The following is a 25446-nucleotide window of genomic DNA, read 5'->3' on the forward strand; positions in this document are numbered from 1 at the left end:
AAAGCGCCAGGGTAAGGCCAAACTAATGGAAACCTGCTCGGGCGAAAAGTGGGGAGACCGCGCCGTTTTTTTGTTGACGCTCGTCTGCTGGCGGACAAGGGAAATCGCACATCCCCTTTTGACGTTCATGACGTAGAATTACAACGACGCCAATTTCCACTTTTTTATAGTCCAGGCGATGACTTCACGAATTTTTGCGATCGGCGACGTGCATGGATGCCGCGACGCGCTGGCGGGACTGCTAGAGTGGATCGCGCCGGAGCCGGCGGATCAGATCGTCCTGTTAGGCGATTATGTCGATCGTGGGCCGGACTCGGCCGGCGTGATTGACCTATTGCTCGACTGGAACGAGCGGCGACAGATGGTTTTTCTGCGAGGAAATCACGAAGTCATGATGCTTAACTCCCGCACCAGCGACGAGCAGTTGCATTTTTGGCGCGAATGCGGAGGCGCCGAAACCTTGGAGAGCTACGGCGGCAGTTTGGACAAGGTCCCACAGCGTCACTGGGACTTTTTGTCGGCGACGCTGCCCTATTACGAGACGGAGAAATTCTTCTTCGTGCATGCCAACTATCAATATGATCTGCCGCTGGCCGATCAGCCGCCGCTCTTTCTCTATTGGGAGCATCTGCGGCCGGCGCCTCCGCGCCAACACGACAACGGCAAGACCGCATTGGTTGGGCACACGCCGCAACGAGACGGCCTGCCCAGCGACTATAAGCATCTGGTCGCGGTCGATACGTTTTGCGTCGGCGGCGGCACGTTGACGGCCGTCGAGTGCAATGCTTCGCTCCAATATTACCAAGTCGATCACGAAGGCAAGTCGCCAACGAAGGACTCTTTGCGATAGCTCGCTTTGACTTGTCTACTGCGCAATAAAAGAGGCCGCCTGTGAAGGCGGCCTTTTTCATTGTGGGATTGATTCTCGTGGCGATTAGGCCATTTCGATCTCGTCCCATTCGGCGAACAGATCGTCGATCGAATCCCCGTCGTTCGAGTCGTCCGCGTCGGAATCGATGTCCGAGATGGTCGATTCGATCAGCGTTGAGTCATCGAAGTAGGTTTCGACCTCGGTCATCGCTTCCGAGACATTGTCAAACTCGGCGGCCGAATAATTCGACAACGTCTTAAAGGCGATGCCGCTTTGTTCCAGAGTTCGGCGAGTCGTTTCGGGCATCACGACCGGGACGCCGGTACGACCGCTGACATCGGCCAGATTCGCGACATTGTCTCCCAGCACAAAGCTGGTCGCCGTTGGGATCACGTTGACATCCACGGTCGACGTTTCCGAAACCGGGCTGACGATATTCACCGGTTGTTCAACGGCCGATTGTTCCGTCAACGCGGCGCCATGGCTGGCGATGGTCGTCGACGAGTCGGCCGAGGAATAGGCGGTCAAAATCATCTGCGTATCGAGCGCCGAAATCTCTTTCCGAATGCCAGGAGCCAAGTACGGGCTCATCACGTCGCTGGCGTAGGTGTCGACATCGAGATGTTCGCCGCGCGAATCGAGTTCGACCGCGTACATGTCGCCGACAAAGAGCGTCGTTCCTTCAAAGTCGGTCACATGTTCACCGAACGCCGAGTACTGCGGCATGAAGCCGTACAAGTGCCCCAGTTCGTGCAGCATCACCGTGTACAGGTCGTACTGGTCGCCGCCGGGGCCATTTTCGAGATCGGTCGACCAGCCGAAGCCGGCGCCGTCGTCGTCAATGGTCAATACGCCGCGAACCGGCAGACCCTCGGTATTCAAGCCAACCAGCTTGGCTTCGCCCAATTGAGCTCCACCCAGGTTGGTGACTTCCAAGCGTACGTCCAACGGTTTGTCCAAGCCGAGCGCTTCGGCCCAAGCGTTGTTCGCCGCGGTAAAGATCGATTCGATCGTATCGGGGCCGTTGGTGACCAGACCGGCTCCGACCCACAGTTGGGTGAACGAGCTCGGGTACTTGATGCTGGACGCGTTCGCCTTGGAGATGCCGAGGTTGCGAATGAGGTCGGATAGGTCGACGAGCGACGTGTAGCCGTCATTGTTAAAGTCGGTGGCCGCCGAGATCGCATCTTCGACCGCGATCGACGACGTGCCGATGCGACGAATGAACTGCGACAGGTCGATCATCGAAATCACGCCATCGTCGTCCAGGTCGTAAGGAACGGCCCAAACATCGATGTTCGGGTTCGCGTCAGTACTGGCGCGGACCAGACCGACTTCGCTAAGCTCCAACTCTCCGCGGGTGATTTCCAGTCCCAGTTCGGCCGGACCAAATTGCAGGCCGTCTTCTACCGACAGGCCATCGCCGGCCAGCGATTGGAATTGAACGCGACCGAGCAAGACGAAACCATCTTTGCCGAGATCGCTAGAAACCGTACCGCTGCCGACGTTGGTGATTTGCCCTGCATGGTCATTGATCATGCCGCTACGATTTTGATCAAACTTCGACGCATACTCGATCCGCGTCGCGGTAAAGAGGTCGGTGTTGTATTTCAGGTCGACGGCGCCTGCTTGAATACCGGCGGCGTCAGCCGTGTTGGCCCAAATTTCGACCCAGAAACCGTCCCATTCGCTCAGCCAGGTTTCGCTGACCGGCAAAGCGGCGATCTGCCCTGACGCGTCGAGTGCGGTCGGCGCGTCAACTACCGAGAGGAACACGCCGCTCCCTGCTTCCAATGGCTGGCCACCGTTGGCGGAGACCGTGCCCATTAACGCTGGGCTGTTGTTGTGACTTGCGGTGATCGTCATATCAGCGAACAACTGCAATACGAGCGAGTCGAGTCCACCATCAGTGAACGTTTGATTCGCCAGCATGCGATCGAGCGAGAAAGTGATCGTAATGTCGTCGTTGGAAAAATCGCTGTCACTGCCGACGTTTGTCGCGCTGACCGAACCCGATTCGGCTCCGTGGGGATCCAAGTCGGCGCCGGTCAATGGAATTAACTGATCGTCGCTGGTCGTGTGAGTACCAGGTATCTTACCATCCGCCACCGTTTCAACCGTGCCCGATGAAAGTACGAGATCGAGATCGGACGTATCAAACACGCTCAGATTATTGGTGTCGTAGATATCGCCGGTGATGTCTAAAGTGATCGGTTCACTCAATACGAATGAAATCTCACGGATCGCTATGTCCGTATCGAAAGCATTCAAACCGAAATTGCCTAGTGCTGCATCCGTCGGATTGTCCTCAGCAGGCGTACCGGGGAGATAAGAGTTTGGCGACGATACGAGGATATCAGCCGCAACAATTCGGAATTGAGCGCCCATGTCATCGGCACTGAGGACCTGTACGTAAAGATTGCCGCTCAAGCTTGCGGTATTGCTATCGACGCCCTGAAGTGCAAACATTGCCGCGTTGCTGATGTTGCTATCTGCTAAGTTCAACCCAATGGTCGAATTGTTCAGTTCAAACACCAAGAAGTCGGTGATGACTTCCATCTGCGTGCTGGCATCCGAAATCTGATTATAGTTTACGACCGAATTCTGCGATATTTCGGTGTCCTCTAATATGACCGGGCTGCCGTCGCCGGTGAATCCAGTCGGATCAAGTAAGAATTTGAGTTCGCCGTTGCCTTCAACACCGGTGGCGACCGTATCTCCATAGTAAAGGCTAATCAATTCGCCGTTGAAGTTCTCCATCGGCAGCGGATTGTTCAACTTGAAACCGATCGACGCAAAGCGGAGGTAATCGCCCGACGCAACTTCGGGAAACAAAAAGGCGCCGTTGCCGGTAACGGTGGGCAATTCATCGTCTTCGGCCTCACGGCTGAGGTCTGTCAGGAAGCCGAAGAGCCCCACCGCATATCCGGTGCTTCCTTGTGAAGTGAAGGACGGTCCAAAGCCGGTGACGAAGGTCCCATCAATCTGTTGATACGTGTTTGTTAAGACGTCGAGATAGTCTTCATTAAATTGAAGGTTTAGATTGATCAGACTAGCGCCGTCAAAATAGACGCGGCCAGGCGCCGCATCGTTGACGCCGTAGTTAGTCGAGATCCAGATCTCGTAGTAGAAGGTGCTATCGATATCGGCGGAAGCGAGCAGTAGCGACGCGTCCGATTCTTGCAGCATCTCTTTGGTGACGTTCTCGTTTTCGCCGGTGCCGTCCATGTCGGACAATTCTTTGACAGCCCGAATCTGCACATCAATGATATTCTCGACCTTGAATCTCAAAGTGAGATCGGCGGTCTGCGAAACGGCGCCCGAGTCGTCCATCACGTGTATTGTGAGCGTCTTGGGAGCTCGGCTCTGCGATGGCAAGTAGTGCAGAATGCGGACGACCAGTTCATCGCCGTCGATGGAATAACTATAGAAGGAATCGTTATTGGCGTAAGCCGGGAACGAGTCGATAACGAGTTCCAGCGAGTCGCCCGGGTCTGCGTCGGTGAAAATCGGATTGCCCATTGAATCCACAATTTCACTTAACGCAAAGCGGAGTTCATATCCGTCGCGTTCGATCGTATCTCCCCCGTTGGGGATCATGATCGTGACATTTTGCTCTGGCAGGAGCTGCGATTCGTCTACGATGAGGTCTACCGCCGCTTCACCGGTCCATTCGGGATCATCGTTGGCGTCGGTCACCGTGATGTAGACCGTCGAGACGCCGCTGAGGAGTGCTCCCATCTCGCCGTTCAAGTCGGAGACCTGGACGTTGAATTGGAAAGAGTTCTTGGAGTCGTTTTCGAAGTCCAGCTCGACGTCATCCTTCACGGTGATGACGCCGTTGCTGTCGATATTGAATTTATCCGAGTCGCCGCCGCTCAGCGTGTAGACGAGCGACGCGAAGTCGGCGCCGTTCGTCGGCTCCATGTTACCGGCATCCGCGGCATCAGGATCGGTCGCGATGACCTGTCCAATCGCCTCGGTTCCGCCGACCGAGTTTTCGGGAATGGTCAGATGAAACTCATCTTCTTCCATCGTCGGCGCTTCGTTGACATCCGTCACCGTTACGTCGACCGTCGTCGAACTGCTGCCTCCTTTGCTATCGTTCGCGGTGATCGTCACCGTAAACGTGTCGGATGCGATCACCGAGTTGTAGATCGCTTCGTAATCGAGATTGGCCGAACTGTCGACGACCAGTTGGTATTGCGATCCTGAGACGTTGACGACCTTGAAAATTCCATCAGCAATCCCCGGCGCCGACGCGGTGACCGAAGTGATCATGTCGCCATCGTCGGGATCGATCACGTTGAACGTCAAAACCGGAATCGTGGGGGAATCGGGATCCGAGTTTTCGGCGATTTCCACATCGGTCTCGGAAACGTCTGAGATGACGGGATCCGCGTTCTTGACGATCGTGATCGTGAACTCAATCGAAGTCGCGCCCAGATCCGCGGACGTCAACGATTCGGCGTTATTGTCGGTGTAGCTGAACGAGAGCGTAAATACCTCTTCATCGCCTAGTGAATTCAAGAAGTCGGTGTCAGTGATCGTGATGTCGCCGTTGGCAGCGATCGTGAATTCGGCGCTGCCCGTCAATTGGAGGAATTCCAGCGTGTCGCCTTCCGGATCCGACAGGGCGCCTTCCGGGCCGAAATTCAAGATCGAGTAGATGTTTTCAAGGCCGGGAACCGCTTCGCCGTCATTGAGGGCCTCTAAGTCAGCAAAGCTGAGCGTAATGTTGCCCAGGTGAACAACGCCGCCGCCGTCGGCCGCGATCGGTTCGTCCATTTCGTCGAGCGGCAGAGGCAACTCGTTGACGGGATCAATGGTGATGGTGATATCCTGCGAGGCCATTCCTCCCATACCGTCCGACGCTTCGACGGTAACCGTGTATTCCGTCACCGCGTCCACTGCATCCGTGTCGAGCAGGCTCGGATCGACAATGATCAGATTTTTGCCGCTCATGTCGAGACCGAACGCGCCGGTCGCATCGACAACGTTATAGGTCAGCGTGTCGCCATCTTGATCGCTGAATGCGGTAACCAGGTCCAGCACCACTGCGTTTTCTGCGGGCGTGCTCGCTGTTGGCGGGATCTTGGCGACGAACTCATCGAGATTGAAAGTTGTTGAGTCGACAAAGTCAGGCGCGTCATTTTGGTCGGTCAAGTTGACGGTGATTTCGTAATCTTCAAAGCTGCCGACATTATCGGTGACGCGGATGGTGAACGTCAGCGGCGTGTTGGTCTCGAAGTCCAACTGCGTTGTATCGTTGACGATGACGTCGATACTATTGCCAGAAAGGGCGCCCAGCTTGAATGCTCCCCCTGCATCGGATTGCAGGACAGCTGATTGGATGCCGTCCATTTCTGCGTCGGAGAAAGTGAGCGTGAAGGCGACTTCGTCGTTGGCCAGATTCTCTGGAACGCTGAACGTGTCTTCGTCGACGGTAGGCGGCAAGTTAGCCGTCACGCGAATCGTGATCGTCTCCTCAAAGGACAATCCCTCGATATCAGTCCCTTTGATTTGTAGCGTATAGTCCTCGAAGGTATCGGGATCGGGCAGCGTGTCGCCAATGAAGGTGATGCTGCCATCGGCTTGCAATTCAAAGACGCCGTCGCCGGTGCCGGCGCCGTTCGACGTAAATGTGACGACATCGCCCATGTCGACATCCGTATAATCGACGACGATGCCGATGTCCGGGTCGCCGACCATTAGCGAAAGTTCGGAAATCGTATAGATCGTTTCATTCAGAACCGGGGCTTCGTTCACGTTATTGACCGTGACCTCGACCATGACCGAGGAACTTTCCGCCGGTGAGCCGTTGTCGGTGACGACGACTTCTAACATATAGCTGGGGGTCGTCTCATGATCGAGCGTTTGACCTGCAGCGAGCGAGATGGCGCCGGTGGTTGGGTCTATCGCAAATTTGCCGCCTCCATCGCCGTCGGTCGCAAAGCTATACGTTAGCGTTTGAGCCGGAGTATCTTCGTCGGTCGCCGTGATCGCTGTTCCGAGAACGACCACCGTTCCTGGACTGGTATTTTCATCAATTTGACCGCTGTAGGAGTCCTCGCCAAACTCAGGCGCTTCGTTGATGTCGGCGATGTTGATCGTCACGGTCGCGGTATGGCTTTTGACAGGGGCGCCTGCGTCCTCAACCATCACTTCCAGAGAAATCGTCGGCTCGGTTTCGTAGTCGAATTGAGAGTCGGCGACGATCGAGATTTCGCCGGTGGCGCTGTCGATCGCAAAGCGCGAATCGAGGGTTCCGGTGAAGCTGTAAGTCAGCGTCGCATTCTCGGGATTGGTCGCAGTCGGCGTGTCATCCGCAGCATCGGGATCCGTTGCGGTGACCGAACCGACAACGCCGGAGGTCTTGTCTTCATCGAATCCAAAGACGAACGGATCGTTGTCGAAGACGGGGTCTTCGTTGACGTCCGCGACGCTCACCGTGACGGTCGTCATTGTAGACTTGGTTCCGTCCGATACGGTAACCGTCAATTCATACGACTTGGTCGTTTCAAAGTCGAATGTCGATCCGGTGTTGATTCCAATCGCGCCAGTCGCCGAATTGATGGTGAACAGCGAAGCCGATGCGCCCGAGAGCGAATAGATCAAAGATTGAGTCTGATTGGCGTCATCCACTTCTGGATCGGTTACGCTGCCTGCGAGGGGAGCAACCGGCGTGAACGCATCGGTGTCATCTTCATTGATCGAGAAGCTAAATGGTCCGTCGGCGATTACCGGCGTCTCATTGAGCGGATTGAGGTCCACCGAGAAGGATTGAACTTCAGAAGTCAGACCAGCGCCGCCATGTCCATCCCCGAGATTGTCCATTGTCTGGACATCAAATGTTACCTTGCGAATGCCTAGTTCGTAGTCCAGTTCACCATCGGGATCAGAGATGGTCACCGTGGCGCCGGTAGGCGTGTTTTCGACAACAATAACAACGTTATTCAGCGTGACCGGATCGTCGTTGAGATCCCGCGCTTGGACATTGAAGGCAGAATAGGAGAGGGTCTCGTCCATATCAGCGCTGGACGGCTCCAGAACGATCTTCTGATCGAGAACCGTGCCGGAGTTCATATTTTCGGACGTCGTTTCAAACAAGTTTGTGACGCCGTCCAGGCTCGTTCCATCAATCTCCGGCGTATGATTGCTAACGACCGTGATCGTCTTGGAGTTGGTGTTGCCGGCGAGGTCGGTGACCATTGCGGTAATGGAGTTGTTGCCCAGCGTCAACGAAACGTCATCAAAGGTGACGACTCCATCCAGATCACTATCGGTCACGTCGACTCCGCCGATTGAGACGGTAGCTCCTGCTTCAATAGTGATCGAGAAGTCCGCGTTGTCTTCCTCGGTACGGAAATCTGCGGCGCCTACGTCGTCCGATTTGTTGGTCAGCGTGAAGATCGGCTCGGCGGTCGTGCGATCGATGGTGATGGCCAACTCGCCGCTCGTCACGCTAGGATTGCCTGCCGCATCGTAGCTTTTCGCGGTAATTTTATAGAGGTCGTCCGCTGAGAACGTGTCTGACAGCGTGAAGGTGACCTTGCCTGAATTGGTTGAATCGTAGAGCGTGCCGACTGACGCGCCATCGACAAACAATTCGACAACGGAGCCAGCTTCCGTCGTCACTTCAATGCTGAGCGACGACGCGTTCGTCAAATTATCGGTATCCGAATCGCCGCTGTCGCTGATGCTCAGCAGATCAGGAGTTGGCGCTCCAGGAAGGGTCGTATCAAATTGGAAGGTAAATTCGATCGGGTCGCCGTAGGTGTTGCCCAGGTCATCGACGGCGTTAATTTTTAACGTATAAGCGGACCCGTCGGTGACGTCTTCCCCGAACAGCGTCTGCAGATCGTCAAGGCTGAGGCCAAAGGTGATATTGCGAACATCAGCGGTGTTCGATTCGGCGATAGTTTGGTTAAAGACATTCACTGAATCATCGGAGCCGGAGATGATAACCGACGTGATGTTGCTGAAGTCGGTTACCGTACCTTCAATGACCACTTCAGTGTTGGTGGCCGGGATCACATTCGTGATGCCATCGGTCATGCCGCCGGGGACGCCGTCGGCAGTCGAGTCATTAACCAGCCCGACCGTAATCGAGGGCGGGTCGATGTCGCCGATCAGATCGAGCTGGACGCCGCTCGCCGATCGGTTGGTTGATACCCAATTGAGTTCGTTCGCTTCGACCCGGCCATTTTGATTCAGGTCAAATTCGTAGTCGTATTGCGATTGGTTAAAATCGATTCCCCAGACCGACTTGTAGTACATCGCGGTGTTCGCATTGCCGGTGCCGGCGCCTTGCATCTGAGCGGCGCTTGCCTTCATGTATTCAGCTTCGGTGATCGCTCCGTCACCGTTGGAGTCGCCGAACAGGAAGATTTCGGCCTGGAAATCACCACCGCCGCTACCGCCGACTTCGATCGTCAGCGTGGAGGTTCCCATCTGGAAGAAGACCAAGCTGTCGGTGGTGCCGTTGACGTTGGCCATCGCGCCAACCAGCGGAATGGTCTGCGAAGGATTGTCCTTCACATGGATCAACGGAACGCCTGGATCAAAGTTGCCGCTGGTCCCTTTGATCTTCAGACCGACCAGAACCGACGAGGGGCCAGAGAGATGGTCGAGCGTAATATCTCGGTGCGTCCCTTCTGCAATGGTGAGATCGGTCACCAAATCGATGGTCGTTAACGCAAGCAGTTCGCGAAGCTCAAGTTGTTCGCTGGCCAACTTTCGTTGTCCCAGGCGACGACGAGCTCGTCCATGTTTGCGAAGCTTGCGATTATTTTCACGAGTCCAATCTGTGTTTTTCATGCTATGCACCGACCACCCAACTTCAGGGGGAATGTAGGAGTTTGGGGGGTTAAGGAGAGAATGGAAGAACGAGGGAGTTTGGAGAGTTGGAACGAATCTAACCGTCGGGAAAAAATCCTGGGTTAGAGAGGGGGTATCGCTCCTCGGAGTTCCATTTAAATCAGCCGGTTTGGTGATTTCAACGAGAATGCTGGCATCTCACCAATCTTGTTCCCCTTCCTCACCCTCTCAGTCTTCCTGTTGTGCCAGATGTAGAGGATAGGAGATGCGAATCACTCGGCGCGGGAAGCATGCATCAATGAATGGCGATGTGTTTGGTGTAAAGATATTCCGATTAGCGATTCTATGCGGCCACTGTTGCAATAATCCCTTTGGTACCAATCATTTCGATCAAACTTTAGAAGGGGATTATTCCGATTGAACTACTGCCTACCGCACCCATTTGTGTGGCGTCCTCTCGTTGTTGTGCTACCAATCGCGACGAAGACGCTCCGTGTAACCCACGGGGAGGAGCGAGTTTTTGGTCCAAGGAGTGCAGGATGCCGCACTACCCAATATGGCGATTTTTCATGCTGGCCGGCGCGTTAACGTTTGGAACTGCGTGTTATGCGCAAGACCTCGACGTTGAACCGGTCGTTTTGAGCCCCTCTTTTGAGGTGTCGCCGGTTGCGTTTGAAGACGTAGAAATCCAGCCGATCTCGTTATCCGACTCGTCCACCCAGGCCGAGGTCTATTGTGACCCGTGCTGCAACTATGACGTCGGGTCTTGCCGCGATTGCTGCGCAGGGGGCGGTCTAGCTGGCGGCGGCTGGTTTTATGACGGTTGGATTTCGCAGGGCTATACCGCCAACTTTGATCATCCGGCGAACAATTTCAATACGCCGATGACTTTCAACGATCGTGCTGATGAATACCAGATGAACCAGCTTTATCTGGCCATGGGTAAGAAAGTGGAAGAGGAGAGTTGCTGGTCGTTGGGAGGACGTGTCGACCTGCTGTATGGTTCCGACTATTTCTTCACGATGGCTCGAGGTCTCGAAACGCGTCAAGACGGCACGCGGCACTGGAACGGCGACGGTCCGCGAGCCGCTGGCGAAGCTGCGTTGTATGGCCTGGCGCTGCCGCAGATGTATGGGGAAGTCTATGCTCCGATCGGCAATGGTCTCAAAGTGAAGTTCGGTCACTTTTACACGATCATCGGATACGAGTCGGTGATGGCGCCTCAGAACTTCTTTTACTCTCACGCTTACACGATGCAATATGGCGAGCCGTTTACCCATACCGGCGTTCTGGCGAGCTACACCGCTGGCGACCATCTCACGCTGCATGGCGGCGTGACGAATGGCTGGGATAACTTCGACAATCCCAACGGTCAGCTGTCGGCGTTGATGGGCTTTCAGTACGCGAATGACATCTCCTCACTCTCTTATTCGTTTATCAACGGAAAAGAGGATATCGATGGCCTGAACAACCGATTCCTCCAATCTCTGGTCTATACCCGCAAGCTGGGGAGTCGATGGACGTATGTCTTCCAGAGTGACTTTGGTTTGGAAGAGAACGGCAAGCTGGATGCGAACTTTGAGTCGGACACCGCGTTCTGGTACGGAGTCAATCAGTATCTGTTTTTGAAGTACACCGAAACGGTCGACTTGGGCGTGCGGCTCGAATGGTTCCGCGACGAGGACAACGCACGGGTCATCGCGGTGCCGATCGAAGCGTTTTCAACGGGAGGCAACTACTACGAGGTGTCGCTCGGCGCCAACTGGCGGCCTTACGACTTTGTCAATGTTCGACCGGAGCTGCGTTACGATTCGTCGAATGTTAATCTGCTGGGCGCCCAGGGCCCGTACAATGACTTTATGGACAAGCAGATGTGGACAGCTTCGTTTGACGTGATTTTCAAGTTCTAGAAGACTCCGGGCGCCATCACTGCTGTCATGGGGCCCCCATAAAATCGCTGTAACCGTTAGAATCGACTGAAGCGACTTCGGCCGAAGGGTCGATAGGTTGACTGTGGCGGCAAAGTTTACGCGCGAATCTAAACTTTGCCGAGTTGACAGTCTTCCCCCTGGACTTCAGGCGATTCAACATGTCGCGTTACTTATTTTGCGTTGCTCTCTTGTTTGCTTGTGCTCCGCACATTGCCTTGGGACAGCAGTCGCTATTTTCTTCGGATCGAGTTTATCAACCTTCGCGCGGTCCCTCGGATTCCTCGTCAGCGCTGGTCGTTGCGCCAGCCGAAGCTTCGTACGTCAAGGCGGAAATGGCTTCGCCCGATGGCTACGAGTACGAAGTAGACGCTTATCAACCTGCTTGCGGCACGGCTTGCGGCGGCTGCGACACGTGTTGTCCGCAGTTATGTTTTGATCGCTTCTTTATTGATGGTTGGCTCGATCAGGGCTTTACTGGCAATCCGAATGCGAGCAGCTCGAATGGTCCGGTTGGCCAAAATGGCCCGTTGATCTTCAACGACCAAGCCAACGAATACATGATGAACCAGCTTTACGTCTCGATGGGGCGAGCGCTCGATCCGGCGAGCTGTTGTTGGGACATCGGCGGGAAGATCGATCTGCTGTACGGCACTGACTATTACTTCATTCAGGCGAACGGGCTCGAGACCTACTCGGACGGAAGCCAGAAATGGAATAGCAATAAAGGACCACGCAATGCGGGAACCGCTGGTCTCTATGGACTTGCGATGCCGCAGGCCTATGTCGAAGTGCAGGCGCCGATCGCTGGCGGCGTTCGCGTAAAGATGGGGCACTTCTACTCGATACTGGGCTACGAGTCGGTCAAGGCTCCGGAGAACTTTTTCTACTCGCACACTTATATCATGCAATATGGCGAGCCGTTCACCACGACCGGCGTACTCGCTAGTTGGGATAGCTCTTGTTGCATGACCTGGACCGCAGGCGTAACGCGCGGCTGGAACACTTGGGAACAAGACAACGGCAGCACAGGCTTTATGGGAGGCTTTAACTGGACCTCGCCCGATCAAGCGACGAAGCTACGACTCGGCGTCATGTCGGGCCCTGAGGATCCGACCGCCGACAACAACCGAACGGTTTTGGACATCGTGCTGCAACAACGGCTAACATGCCGCTGGACTTACGTCATGGATGTGAACTATGGAACCGAAGACAATGTTCGCGTAACCGATGCGAGCACGCTTGACAGCGCCTCGTGGTACGGCATCGCCAACTATCTCTACTACGAAGTCAATCCCTGTTTGGACTTGGGGCTACGCTTTGAATGGTTTGACGATCGCGACAATGCTCGGGTCTTCGCCTTGCCGAATGACAACATCACGACGGGCGGATCGTATTATGACCTAACGCTAGGAGCCAACTATCATCCCAATGATTGGCTGATCGCGCGGCCAGAACTACGCTGGGACTGGTCTGATTTGGAAGCGCCTGGAATTAACGGCGCTTTTGAAGACGGGAACTCGAAAGAGCAGTTTACGCTGGGCTTTGACGTGATCATGGTCTTCTAGCGGTCGCCGCGAGAACCAAGCGATCTGGGCGTCGTGCTATGCGTCTTCGTCAGCCAACGCTTGATCGACCAAAGCGGGATTAAGGAGTTGGAAGATCGGCAGATCTTCAGGAGCGAACAAAAATCGCTTGCTGGTGTAGAGATAATCCGTGAAGAGGTCGTCTTCGGTCTCGTCCTGATGCGAGATCAGCTCGTGCAAGATCACGGTCAGCAGATCGATCTTGCCGTCCGCGTCGCTTTCCGCCAACGCATTCCAAGAGTTAACGCCGCTTGAACTGAATTCTTCATTCTGCGCCGGGGTGCTATCGACAAACCAGCCATACCCGGCGGCGTCGATATCTAGGTATAGGATTCCGTTATTGCGGTAGCTAAGTTGGGAGCCGGGCAAATCGACGATTTGGAAATTTGTCGTTATGACAAAGTTGAAGACTCCTAACTGACTGTAGGCGTCGGCGATCTTCGCGGCTGCAGCGTCTAGCACCGGCTGAACAACTTCCGGCGTAAGCGACGTCACATCGTCGGCCGGCGGAGAGATTCCGACAGACAGCGGAGTTTGCGACAGTGCGTTGGACAGATAGTTGAAGTCGTAAGCGATGAAATGCCCGGGTGCGGCGTCGCTGACGTTGGATCGCGTTTCGCCGATTTCGCGGATGAGCAACGACAAGTCGTAGGTATTCACGGCGCCGTTGAGATCAAAGTCGCCTATCGACGCAACCGCCGAAGTGTTTCCAAGGTAGTTGTCACGGAAAACGAAAACGTCGGACAGGTCAATTTTGCCGTCATCGTTCAGATCATAGATGACAGGCAAAATCTTGGTTGTCGGCAAGGCGGTGACTTGGGCGTCGAGCATTTCGGTGTCGGCCGCTTGAATTTGAGCGTCGCGTACCGAAAAGAAAGCGTCGAAAGGAATGCCGTCGCTGTCAACTGACAAGCCGCCGTCGGCAGACGGCTGGAAGCGAATTCGGGCCAACAAGACGCGCTGGCCAGAGCCGAGACCCGCGGTCGTCGCAACCGCTTCCAATCCGGTGATCTCTCCTGTTTCGCCGTTGATCGTGGGAGTGCTGTTGAATTGAAACCCTGCGCCAGGCTCAATCGTCGTCGCGTCAAAAAGCCCGGGAACAAAATGCATGCCAAGGGCCGCGGTGCTGATTCCTTGCGTCGAAATTCGATCGCTGTTGACCCAGACTTCCACCCAGAAGGAGTCCCATTCGTTGAGGTAGGGATCACTAATCGGCGGCGGGGCTAGGTCTTCCGTTTTCTCACGCGAGACGGTAACGCCAAAGTCTTGAATATCGACAATCGATACCGACACCGTACCGGTCACGACCGAGGTTCCGTTGGTGACCGTATACGTGAACGTATCGAGGCCAGAGTAGCCAGCGGCCGGTATGTATCGGATTTTCCCGTCTTGAATGGCGATCGCTGCGCCGACAGAGGAAACGCCGACCGAGGTGATCGACATTCCCATATTGCTGGTCAAAAATTTGTTCAAACGATCGTTGTTGAGCACGTCGAAGATCGCGATGCTGTCGACATCAATCTGGTACGCGTCATCTCCGGCGACGGCGAGCGTGTTGGGTGAAACATTGATCGTTAACGAGGCGAAATTTCCAGCGGCGCCGTAGATATTGCTGATTTTGTAGTCCACCGTGAATGACCCGGAGTAGCCGACCGGAGCGGTGTAGGTGATCACGCCGTCCTGAACGCCCAGTTGAATACCGTCGGGGACCGAGAGAATCTCAAGCGTATTCAGGTCAAATGCAGGAGCCGACGCGTTATCGTTCGCCAGTGGAGTAATGCTGTTGACCGATCCCGCGATCGTATCAAAGGTGTCATTCACCAAGATCGGCGCGGCCGAAGCCGAGATGTTGATGACTTGAAAGTCATAATTCAAGGAACTAGTGCTGAGGAAATCGTAGGCGGCGACGATCACCTGGCCTTGGCCGCGAAAGCTGGAAGGAGCTTGAATCGTGAGCACGCCGGTGCTGTTGTCGACCGAGTAGATCAAGCCGTTTGCATTGGTCGTTTGGATCGACACTGGCACCGAGGACAAGCCGGCCTTGTCAAGGAATCTAACCGTGTCGCCGTTGGCGTCGTATCCAATCAGTTGATAAGTAAGCACGCTGCCTGGATGAACGATCAGATCCGGAATGTCCCCTAAATAGGCGACCTTATTCGCCGAGGTGGGGAAATAGGCGACGTTAACTTGTCGGCTGAACGTTCGTCCGCTCGCGTCGGTAGCCGTAATGGTAAGCGTGTCGTTGCCGGTGATGCCTGCGATGAAGGTGTTTAATTTCACCAACGCATTTTCGTGGTCTTGGAAGACCTCGACTTTCTCAATAATGACATCCGAGGTTGGATAATCACCGCTGTTGGTCGGAACCTCGCTGATCGCCTCGCGTACGGCGTCTCCCTCGGTCAAATATCCAAAGATCGTGTATTTGAAATCGAGCGATTCGCGTTGCGAGCCTTCGGTAATGAAGAACTGCGAAGAGTTCGTATCGTCATACGACTTGGCCATGCCCAGTACGCCGCTGCGATTGTAGCGCAAATCAAAATCGTACTGGTCATCGAAGTAGGGAATCGTAGGATCGCCGGCGCCGGTTCCTAGCGGATCGCCCCCTTGGATCACGAAATTGTCTTTGACGCGATGAAACTTCAAGCCGTCATAGATCCCGGCCTGAGCGAGCGCGATGATTTGATCGGTCGCCAAGTTGGCGTAGTCTTCCAGCAGTTGGAATTCCATGACGCCAAAGTTTTTGACCGTGATCCGCAAACTGCGGGTCTGTTGTCGGACTTCTGTTAACACGGTGCCGGAGCTGCTGGTCACGGTGTAGGTCAGCGCCTCGCCGGTTGGCGAATAGCCGTCGAGAGTCAGAAACAACGGTTCGCCGGCATAGAGCGTGATGGGAGCAATTTCAGCGATGTACGGCGTGGTCGACGTCGGTACTGTGACGCCGGTCAATTGAACCAGCTGTTCAATCGTCAACGTACCCTCGACGCGCGTACCGTTGGCGAAGATCCAAGTTGGCAGCGCTTGAATCCCCAAGCTTGAACCGAGAGCATTCAGCGTGTGGTCCGAGTTGGTGACTTCGTAAAACGGCAAATAGCTTCCGCCTTCACCGAAGAATCCCTTTTGCGCGGTGCAGTGAGGGCACCACACGGCGCCGTAAAATTTGGCTCCAGAGGCGGTGATCGCTTTGGCCAGAGCGACCATGTCGACGTTTTGATAGATCGTGCCGTTAAGGAAGAGGTCCTCCCCTTCCAGTTCGACGCCGGCGGCGTCAAAAACCTCGCGGACTTCGAGCGTTTCAATCCGGCTTTGTTGATGATTGCGGCGGGTTCCCCCTTTGCCGGGAACTGGCTGAATTCTAACCCGAGCATGGCGCGCATAGATCATCGCCATCGTAGAAACGGCGACGAAGCAGGCGAAGATAAGGATGACGATTTCGGGCGGAAGCACAGGAGGAACTCTTCGGTACTATGGCTGGTCGACCCAACGGCGAGACGAGATAGGTTCCAGAATACTTGGAATACGAATACTGTCAAAGCTAGGTGGACGGATCACTCCACCCTCTTCGACGAGCGGCGGAGGCAAGAAGTTCCGTCGGCGTCAATTGCGGGAATTACCTATTTTTCGGGGGGCTGCTTGCGCAAAAAAAGCGACAGCCGTTGAGGGCTGTCGCTTTAGATGGGATTCAAGGGGCGAAGCGGTCTTCGCCAGGCACGTAGGCGAGAGACGCTATCCGCTTGCGGTGGGATTAGCCTTGTGGGCGAACCGACGGCAACATTCGCTTTTGGAAGTCGATTTCCAGATTGCCGAAAGCCGCTTCATGGCGTTGGACAGAAACCTGGAGAGCCGCCAACATGCGCTTCGCCGTGTAGTAGTTCAGGATAATGCGTTGGCTGACCTTGATCGCTCCTTGTTGAACTCCGACCGGTTGCGTGTTCAAGGCGAAGTCGATGATCAGCTCTTCGGGCGTACCCGTAACGCGACAGAAGTTGGCGTACGAAGCGATGAGTGCGCTTTCGTCCAACTCGACCTGTTGACGCTGAGGAGCGGCAGTTTTGGCGGCGGCTTCGGGCGTAGTCAGTTCTTCTTTTTCAGGGGCGTCGGCCATTGAGATTCGACTCCTTGTAGGCAAAGCAGATTGAGCGAGGTGAAACAGATAACGATTAGCTTAGTCAGGCTGCCGCCGCATCAATGATCAAATCGCCATTTCTGCGTCGGCAAGTGGGTTTCTGCATCGCCATAATCGCTGGAAACGTTACAGACGACATCGGCAGCTACAGTTTGAAATGGAACGTGCGGTTTACGTATCGCCACATTCGAACGCCGAGCGGCTCCCAAGCGACGAAGATCTTGGCTCGACCGCGAAGTCCAACGGCGGTCATCGCTTCGGAGTCGTCTAGCGGCGCTTGAGCGGGGAAGGTCGCGTTTTGCGGTCGAGCACGTCCCGACATCGGATCGGTTTCAGCCGCGAGTTCTCCCCCTTGCTGCACGGTCAGGCTGGTCGGCACAAATTCGACCTGCTTGTCGCCGATTTCCGCCAGCTTGGTCTCGAACGTTCTTCCCGGAAACGCATCTAGCTTAATATAGACCTCTTGTCCCACGTGGACCAGTTCCACATAGTCTTGATCCACGTAGATGACCGCTTCCATTTGGTCCGACTGACCGATTTGGCAAAGCGCGTCACTGGTCGTGACATAGGCGCCTTGGTTTTTCAGCTCAAAGGGTGAGCCGGACCAGGATGGCAACTGACCTGACCCGGCTTGCGGATCACGTCGGTCGGGAGATGGGAAAATGAAGCCGCTCGTCGGAGCCGGCACGTTGATCAGTTGTTGTTCGGTCCGCTTCTTCTTCAATTGTTCGGTGGCCGATTCTAACTGTTGGCGAACTTCCATATAACGCTGTTCAAACGAACCGCCGGCCGTGTCGCCTAGACGCAAGTGCTGCAGGCTGTCGCGCAACTTGGTTAGGCGTTTTTCCTCTTCTTCCAATTCCGCGATCTGCATCAGCAAGTCGTAGTTCACGACCCGAGCGAGCTGGGCGCCTTTTTCGACGCGTTGACCCGGCTGAACGAGCATTTGCTCCAGCACGCCAGGAACGACGACATAAGCGACCTCAGAATTTTCAGGACGGACTTCAACCGGGCAATTTACCCATTGCGGCAATGGAATCAGCGCGATTGCAGCGACTACGCCAACGGCCACGGCGACCGTCGCGAAAACGTTTTTGCGTTTCACTTGCGACATTCTCCCCGGCACGTACATGAACTTGCCGAACTTCCAAAGGGGCATGACGACCAGGCCCCACAAGCCCATGATCGCGATCGATTGACCGATAACCTTCAAGCCCATCGGCTCGAAGACTTGATTGAGAAAATACAGAATCGAAAACATCACAAACCAACGATAAATGTTGGATGCGATTGTAAATAAGCCGAACCCCAGCAGATTGCGCTGCGGCAGGAACGGGTCTTCTGGTTGCTCTAGACCTAAGCACCATTTCGACATGGAACGCTGCAAGATCGAGCTTGCCTTCTGCCGCATGTTCGGCACTTCCATGATGTCCGACAAGATGTAATATCCGTCGTAACGCAGCAGCGGATTGCCGTTAAAGATGATCGTGCTGATCGAGCTGACGAACATCACTTGCAGACACAGATGGTTGAGCAGCCCGGGCTCGCTAAACCACCAAATAAACGTCGCTGTCGAAGCGAGAAATATCTCGATATACATCCCCGCCGCGCCAATCGCAGCGCGATGCCATTTGTTGGGAAGCATCCATGAGTCGGAAACGTTGCAATACAAGCAGGGAGTGAGCACCAGAAACATCACGCCCATTTCGTGGCATTCGCCTCCGAATCGCTTGCATGACAGGCCGTGACCAAACTCATGGCAGACCTTCGTTACCGCTAGGACGCAGCCAAGCAGCATCCAATTGGAAAGTTCTGGGCCAAAGAATTCCTGGAACTCCGGCAAGCGGCTCCGAAACGTGTCGTACTGGACCAGCACCAGCAGCAGCGCCGAGAGAGCGTACAACAGCACGAAGATCATCGCCGGCATGGTGAACAGCCAACGCGTGTACGGCATCAGAAAGTTCAGGATCCACTCGGGATCGATTCCCTTAAAGCGAATCGACAGAATGTTTGACGCCGATTGCAGCAGTTCATTCCACTTGCGATCATCACGGCGTTTTTTAAGTTGACGCCCCTGCTCTCTCGATTCGGCGATGATCAATCCGCTGCGATGCAGCGTGCCGATGAACTGCTGTAAGTCGCGGAATCCGATCTTTTGCGGCGCGAACTCTTTTTCAAACTTTTCTTTGATCGTTTCCAGCGATGTATGTCCATCCAGCATCATCAGGATGGCGTATTCTTCTTCCTGAAAGCGGAAGTAGTTCAGCCCGAGCGGTTCTTTGACGACCCAGTAGGCGCGTCCTTGATAATAGTGTCGACGTGCGATCAGGTCAGGACGAGCGCGCAGCCCCAGCGAACGAGAGCTGCTGGCGATCAGACTGTCAGTTAGCGTTGCCAACGTTTTGCTCGTCTAGTTTCCGGTCAATGCGGCGGGCGTCTTTTCGTTCCGATTGTGAAAGCGATCCAGTTCGCGTTCAGAAATCTGCGGACGATCGACATGCACGGTGATTCCGGCGATATCGCCTGGTGAGAGAGCCCAATAGCCTTTGCCGCTCACTTTGTTTTCGACAGCAGCCGAAATGTCAAAAGCGCCGGTTGCGTCAATCTCAGGACTGATATAGTTGACGAAGCCCGAGAACTGCTGCAGTCCTGATGCGGTGCGAACCGAGACCGTCACGGGCCGGTGAATCAATTGCTCTGGTTCGTGCAAATCGGCGTCGAGAGTGCCTTCCACTTTCAGCCATTGCAGGCCGATGATCCGCATCAAAGGATCGCCAGGGCGAACCCACTCCCCTTCCTGTCGATAGACTTGAACGACGACGCCGTTGATCGGAGATTCGGTGCGGCAGCGATCCATGACCATCTGCGCTCCTTCCATTTCGGCGCGACTTTCGGACGCGGCCAGCCCGCTGATTTTTTGGTTCATCGCGGCCTGCTCGATTTGCAGCACGGCGCGCTGATAGGCGAGCCAGGCCTTGTCGAGTTGGATTTTGCTGATTGTGCCGCGACTGTCCTTGTTACTTTGCTCAAAGACTTCGTGTTCTTTCAGTGCGACTTCCGCTGCTTTGGTCGCGTAGCGAACATCGATATCGTTGGCCGCTTCGGTGGTCGCTTTGTCATGACGGAACTTGGCGATCTCCGCTTGTTTGGCGGCGGTGCGGTCATCGATCTGGGCGAGCAAATCCCCGTCGACGACAATCCGACCGCGATAGGCAGGAATCGTGACAAGCATGCCGGTTTCTTGCGCCGGCACGTTCACCTGATCCAGGAGCGAGACCAGACAATGGTTGACAACCACGTCGTCAGAGCTGGCGGTAGCCGCAGGCGCTTGTCCGACCGCGGCGGCGAGTAAGAGAATAGCGAGCGTCATTGAATCTTGTTCCTGAGGTTTGGCTGACTAGAGGAGCGGCGAGCAAAGGGGGAGTTGGTCACGCTGCGTTGCTTAAAACAACACGCGCGACTGGATGAACTCCCAAACCTCGTGCAGCCAGGTATAGCCAAGCGACGCCGTCCCGCAATTGATTTTAGCGGTAGCGGTCGCTCCGGTTCGTAGCTGCGGCATCGCGGCCAAGAGTTTCTCTTTGTTAATTGCAACTTTGATGCGAACGATTTGTCCTTCGTCCGGATCGGCTTGGGCAAGTCGCTGGATCTCCACCAACTTCCCTTCGAGCTGCGTTCCGGGGTTACTGGCCATGATGTAGGTCACGTCCAGTTCATCTCCCAGTTCCTTTTGAGCGCCGACGATGTGTTGCAGACGCTTCTCGGGCATCTTGACTTCCAGAACCCATTCTTGATCGGGATCGACGACTGTCATCAAGATTTGTCCCGGCGAAACAGGGCGTTGCATGAGTGAGTCGCGAACGTCCCAGCTGACGATTTCGCCGGCAATTGGACTGCGAACTTCCAGAAACTGCTGCTTCTGCGCGAGTAACGCCAACTGGTCGGTCAGTTTGGTGATTTCCATTTCGGCAAGAGAAAGGTCGATCGCTAGTTGACGCTTTTCGTCGTCATCTTTGGCGAAGTTACGGCGGTGAATCAAACCACGCAGCGACTGCTCCGCTTTCGACTGTTCGCCCATCAGCCGTTCGTACTGCATGTCGAGATCGCGATTGCGCAACTTCGCGACAAGTTGCCCCGCTTCGATAAATTGACCATGGCTCACCGGTACGTCGACCACTTCCCCTTCTTCGCGAACAAAGATGTCGCGTTTTTCGACCGGGGTGAGCGTCGCTGTACCCGAGAGTCGAAATGGGACTTGGATCAGGCACATCGCCAACGTCGCCGCAATCACCGCGACGACGACGCCGACCGTTTTCGGAAGATTGCGAGCTTCGACCAGCAGTCGCGATTTGGCGAGCAAACGCCACAGCGGGGTCAGCGGGATATTGTTGTAGTCGATCGCATTGGCCAGCGCTCGGCAGCTATGCTCCGAGATCAGCTCGACCCCTTTGCGGAATTCCGTCTGATTCGAGCTATCTTCGATTTGCTCGACGATCAAAGCGCCCAGGATTTCGCCTTGGAATTCTCGTTCCTCTTCGCCTTCCAGTTTCTCGTTTGCGTCGGTCGCATGTTCGGGACGACGAAGCGGAATGATCGCGATTGTTTTGGTGTGTGATTCGTCGACATAGTCGTGAACGGCCGTTTCCAACTGCGGCGAAAGATCGTCGGTTTGCCCGTTGAACCAAAAGGCTTCGCCGGTGTCCATGACCGTTTTGGTCAATCCGCCCAGCAGCGTGATCTGATTGGAACGTGCGTCGAAAACGTCTTGCCCACTAACCGCTTCCACTTTCCAGCGACGTCCACGCCGCAAAGCGACGCTCACGCGGTCGCAGCCGATGAGCCGACGCCCTTCGTTAGCGATGGTGTAAGCCGTTTGGCGAAGATCCAGATTTTCGTGAACCGCGCGGGAGAACTGCTCGATCTTCGCCCATAACGACTGGCGGTCTGAGTAGTCCTTCAGCTGACGCGTCTTAAACCATTCGGTCGTCAGCCCGCACATCTGTTCGAGAAAGCGGAGATAGCCGCGCTGACTCGCCGGTTGCGAGTCTGGGCGCTGGAAGATCTCAATGACCCCTTCGACCTCTTGGTCTTCGTTTTTGATCGGAGCGACCACCAGCAGCGAATTGGTCGGATTGCCGGAGGCGCCTTCTTCAATCGAACCCGATTGAGGAGCAAGCAGTTGGCCGGGAGCGCCTTTGAACATCTCTTCGATCAAGCGCAGATGTCGAATGCCGTCGGCATCTTCCGGGTCAACGAGACTGCGCGTCAGATTGACCTGATAGATCAAGCGCGGACGCCGTTTTTCATCGTAGATCCAGACGGCGCCGCCGATTGCGGCCAGTGCAGAGACGACTTTCGGCAACATCTCGCGGAAATAATCTTCCGGCGGGACATTTTGTTTCGAAAGCGCAGCGATCTCTTGGATCAGACTTCGAATCTGTCGCTTCGTGCTTTCGAGTGACTCTGGATTAACCGAGGACGATTCGGAGGACATAGCGGATTGTTGATTCATCGAGAACTTGTGAGGGGATTGGGAACCCGGCTTGGGGGCTCCAACATCAGAATCTTACTTCCCACCTTACCAACGGCGAGCGAAAACCGAAATCGACGTATTTCAAATCCAATTCAGTTCTTTGGGTAATCGCCGGCAATCTGCCGCATCAATCTGATTTTGCGGTTCGTCGCGGTCGTAAGGACCAGCGCCGATTGAAGTTGAATACGAACGTGCGTGTACAATCGCCCAAACAATTGAGACGTTCCAGCTGCGGTTTTCGTTCCGAAGAGAACGGATTTGCGGACTATTGCGTTAGTCTGGGGAGTCTAGGTAGGGGTCCTGGCCCATTTCGCGGTGCATTTTCTTCCGCATCTTTTCGTGATACAGCAGGACCTTGCGGTCGCCGAAGTGTTTGCGTTCGATTTTTCGCTGCGCTTTGCGGAAGAGGGAGGCGTAACTATTGAGTTCGCTGGTCGCTTTTTCGCCGATCGCCGCTAGCTTTTTCGCGCGGATCGGGCCATAGCCGATTCGCAGACAATCGTCGTCGAGCGACATGTATTGACGGACCGAACCAGGATCTCCCTGACGTCCGCAACGACCGACCAACTGGCGATCGATGCGGGCCGAGTCGTGCAGCTCGGTGCAAATCACATGCAGACCGCCGAGGTCTTTGATCTCCTGCGACAGTTTAATGTCGGTACCGCGTCCGGCCATGTTGGTGGCGACGGTCACTTTGCCGGGCGCGCCGGCGCGAGCGACGATTTCGGCCTCAATCGCCACATGGCGGGCATTGAGGACTTCGTGAGCGATTCCTTCGGCCTCTAATAGTTTGGCCAGATGCTCGCTCTTTTCGATGGTTCGCGTGCCGATCAAGATCGGACGACCGATCGCATGGAGTTCGCGGATTTCCTCGATGATCGCTTCCCATTTGGCCTCTTCGGTGCCAAATACGCGATCGGACCACAGTTTTCGCTGCACCTTACGGTTGGTAGGACAGCGAATGACGTTGATCTTGTAAATCTTCTTGAATTCGGCGGCCGAAGTCGACGCGGTGCCGGTCATTCCACCCAGATGCGGATAGCGAATGAACATGTCCTGCACCGTGATCCGCGCCGCCTGACCGGTGGCGACGGTTACTTCGATTTCTTCTTTCGCTTCGATCGCCTGGTGGATGCCTCCGCTCCATTTTCGACCTTCCGCTAGACGTCCGGTCGACTCGTCGACGATCACGATCTCGCCATCGTTAATGACGTAGTGCTGATTGAAATGGAAGTCGCGGGCAACCTTGATCGCACGCTCGATGTAGTCATACAGGTCGACAAGACCGACTGGATCGAGTTCCGGGGGTTTGGTAAGCCGGCGAACCAGCAGGCGTCCTTCGATGGTCAGCTCGACCGACTTCCGGTCGTGATCGTATTCGTATTCGTCGTCTTCGGCGAATTCTTTCGCCATGTCGGCCGCCCATCGATAGCAGGCGACCGCACGTTCTTCGGCTTCGCCGGGGATCGAACTGATGATCAGCGGCGTACGCGCGTCATCAATCAAAACGCTGTCGGCTTCGTCGACCAGACAGTAGTACGCACCGCGTTGAACGGGGAGTTCGTTTTGTTCCTCTTCTTTGGACATCAGCGTACCGAGGACGCCGAGCCCTTGCTCGCGAGTCTGGCGAATCAGCAATCGATCGCGGAGAAAGTCGAAGCCGAATTCTTTCGAGGTGCCGTAAGTGATATCGCAGGCATATGCTTTACGACGAGCGTCCGACGGCATTTGGCCTTCCACAACGCCGATCGACATTCCTAGCATTTCGTAGAGCGGCGCCATGATCTCGGCGTCACGTTTGGCCAGATAGTCATTCACCGTGGCTAGGTGCGCTCCATTGCCGGGCAAAGCATACAGATACATCGGCAGCGTCGCCGTCAGCGTTTTGCCTTCGCCGGTCTCCATCTCGGCGATGGCGCCGTTGAACATGATCATGCCGCCGATGAGCTGCACGTCATAGTGACGCATATGAATTGTGCGTCGACCTGCCTCGCGAACCAAGGCGAAAGCCTCCGGAAGGAGGCGAGCTAGCGATTCGCCGCTCTTGGCGCGATGACGCAGGCCAAGGCTGTATTTGCGGAGTTCGCGATCCGATTTGGTTTTGAACTGTTCCTCAAAACGCTCGATCTTGGGGAGTTCGGCAATAAAACGCCCCAGGCCGCGTCCAGTGACCCAGCTATACGCGTGGGAGACAGGATCGGCTTTGAAAGTGCGTGATTCGGCGATTTGCGTCGACATAGGCTCTTTAAAAAGGGGGTTTCACAGCTACTTAGTATGACTTCCAGCTGCGAAGGTTCCCACCGCCTGGTCGCCGGAAACCTTCGGATTGCCGTCGTTAAAATAGGCAAGATCGGAATGAGGTTGGTGCTGGCGAGATGAGCCCGCAAAGTTTGCGCAGTCCTCCTGTTTGCTCAATCGAGAATCGTTAACGGATCGATAATTCGGTTTATGACGGCGACCGCATGCTTTTACTTAATCGCTACAGGTCGTTTCGCCGACATCACTAATACGTCCAGAACAACCGCACTACGCTCGGTGAGCGGAGGCGGTTCGCCCAGTGACGTACAAGCGAAGCTGGCGATGAA

Annotated in this window: 10 protein-coding genes; 3 read left to right on the top strand and 7 right to left on the bottom strand. The window is 55.2% G+C overall.

What is annotated here, in order from left to right:
- The first annotated feature begins 178 nt into the window (after window positions 1-178).
- Window positions 179-850, top strand: a complete 672-nt coding sequence (locus M4951_RS10830; RefSeq protein WP_262026499.1) for a metallophosphoesterase family protein — start codon at window positions 179-181, stop codon at window positions 848-850.
- An 84-nt stretch (window positions 851-934) separates the two neighbouring features.
- Here the strand turns inward: M4951_RS10830 and M4951_RS10835 are convergent, their stop codons facing one another.
- Window positions 935-9691 (bottom strand): cadherin domain-containing protein, encoded by an 8757-nt coding sequence (locus M4951_RS10835; RefSeq protein ID WP_262026500.1) that lies wholly within the window; start codon window positions 9689-9691, stop codon window positions 935-937.
- A 539-nt stretch (window positions 9692-10230) separates the two neighbouring features.
- Between M4951_RS10835 and M4951_RS10840 the strand changes: the two genes are divergently transcribed.
- Window positions 10231-11601 (top strand): porin, encoded by a 1371-nt coding sequence (locus M4951_RS10840; RefSeq protein WP_262026501.1) that lies wholly within the window; start codon window positions 10231-10233, stop codon window positions 11599-11601.
- A 179-nt stretch (window positions 11602-11780) separates the two neighbouring features.
- Window positions 11781-13187, top strand: coding sequence for a porin (locus M4951_RS10845; RefSeq protein WP_262026502.1), 1407 nt, complete (start codon window positions 11781-11783; stop codon window positions 13185-13187).
- A 36-nt stretch (window positions 13188-13223) separates the two neighbouring features.
- Here the strand turns inward: M4951_RS10845 and M4951_RS10850 are convergent, their stop codons facing one another.
- The 6 genes from M4951_RS10850 to M4951_RS10875 form a co-directional block, all read right to left on the bottom strand.
- Complete coding sequence (locus tag M4951_RS10850) at window positions 13224-16649, bottom strand: peptidylprolyl isomerase (protein ID WP_262026503.1); 3426 nt, start codon at window positions 16647-16649, stop codon at window positions 13224-13226.
- Between the two features lie 298 nt (window positions 16650-16947).
- Entirely contained in the window at window positions 16948-17307 is a 360-nt protein-coding gene (locus tag M4951_RS10855) for a DUF3467 domain-containing protein (protein WP_262026504.1), read from the bottom strand.
- A 166-nt stretch (window positions 17308-17473) separates the two neighbouring features.
- The gene (locus M4951_RS10860) at window positions 17474-19726 is read right to left on the bottom strand and encodes an HlyD family efflux transporter periplasmic adaptor subunit (RefSeq protein WP_262026505.1); all 2253 of its coding nucleotides are present in this window, start codon (window positions 19724-19726) and stop codon (window positions 17474-17476) included.
- 12 nt (window positions 19727-19738) lie between these two features.
- The gene (locus tag M4951_RS10865; protein ID WP_262026506.1) at window positions 19739-20698 is read right to left on the bottom strand and encodes an efflux RND transporter periplasmic adaptor subunit; all 960 of its coding nucleotides are present in this window, start codon (window positions 20696-20698) and stop codon (window positions 19739-19741) included.
- A 72-nt stretch (window positions 20699-20770) separates the two neighbouring features.
- On the bottom strand, window positions 20771-22840 hold the full coding sequence (locus M4951_RS10870; RefSeq protein ID WP_262026507.1) for an HlyD family efflux transporter periplasmic adaptor subunit: 2070 nt from the start codon (window positions 22838-22840) through the stop codon (window positions 20771-20773).
- A 294-nt stretch (window positions 22841-23134) separates the two neighbouring features.
- Complete coding sequence (locus M4951_RS10875) at window positions 23135-25099, bottom strand: preprotein translocase subunit SecA (protein ID WP_262026508.1); 1965 nt, start codon at window positions 25097-25099, stop codon at window positions 23135-23137.
- Window positions 25100-25446 lie beyond the last annotated feature (347 nt).

It is taken from the genome of Blastopirellula sp. J2-11 (assembly GCF_024584705.1).
Lineage (GTDB): Bacteria > Planctomycetota > Planctomycetia > Pirellulales > Pirellulaceae > Blastopirellula.

Excerpts from the sequence above, each read along its gene's own strand:
- M4951_RS10830 (WP_262026499.1), top strand. The coding sequence starts at position 179 with ATGACTTCACGAATTTTTGCGATCGGCGACGTGCATGGATGCCGCGAC.
- M4951_RS10835 (WP_262026500.1), bottom strand. The coding sequence starts at position 9,691 with ATGAAAAACACAGATTGGACTCGTGAAAATAATCGCAAGCTTCGCAAA.
- M4951_RS10840 (WP_262026501.1), top strand. The coding sequence starts at position 10,231 with ATGCCGCACTACCCAATATGGCGATTTTTCATGCTGGCCGGCGCGTTA.
- M4951_RS10845 (WP_262026502.1), top strand. The coding sequence starts at position 11,781 with ATGTCGCGTTACTTATTTTGCGTTGCTCTCTTGTTTGCTTGTGCTCCG.
- M4951_RS10855 (WP_262026504.1), bottom strand. The coding sequence starts at position 17,307 with ATGGCCGACGCCCCTGAAAAAGAAGAACTGACTACGCCCGAAGCCGCC.
- M4951_RS10865 (WP_262026506.1), bottom strand. The coding sequence starts at position 20,698 with ATGACGCTCGCTATTCTCTTACTCGCCGCCGCGGTCGGACAAGCGCCT.
- M4951_RS10870 (WP_262026507.1), bottom strand. The coding sequence starts at position 22,840 with ATGAATCAACAATCCGCTATGTCCTCCGAATCGTCCTCGGTTAATCCA.
- M4951_RS10875 (WP_262026508.1), bottom strand. The coding sequence starts at position 25,099 with ATGTCGACGCAAATCGCCGAATCACGCACTTTCAAAGCCGATCCTGTC.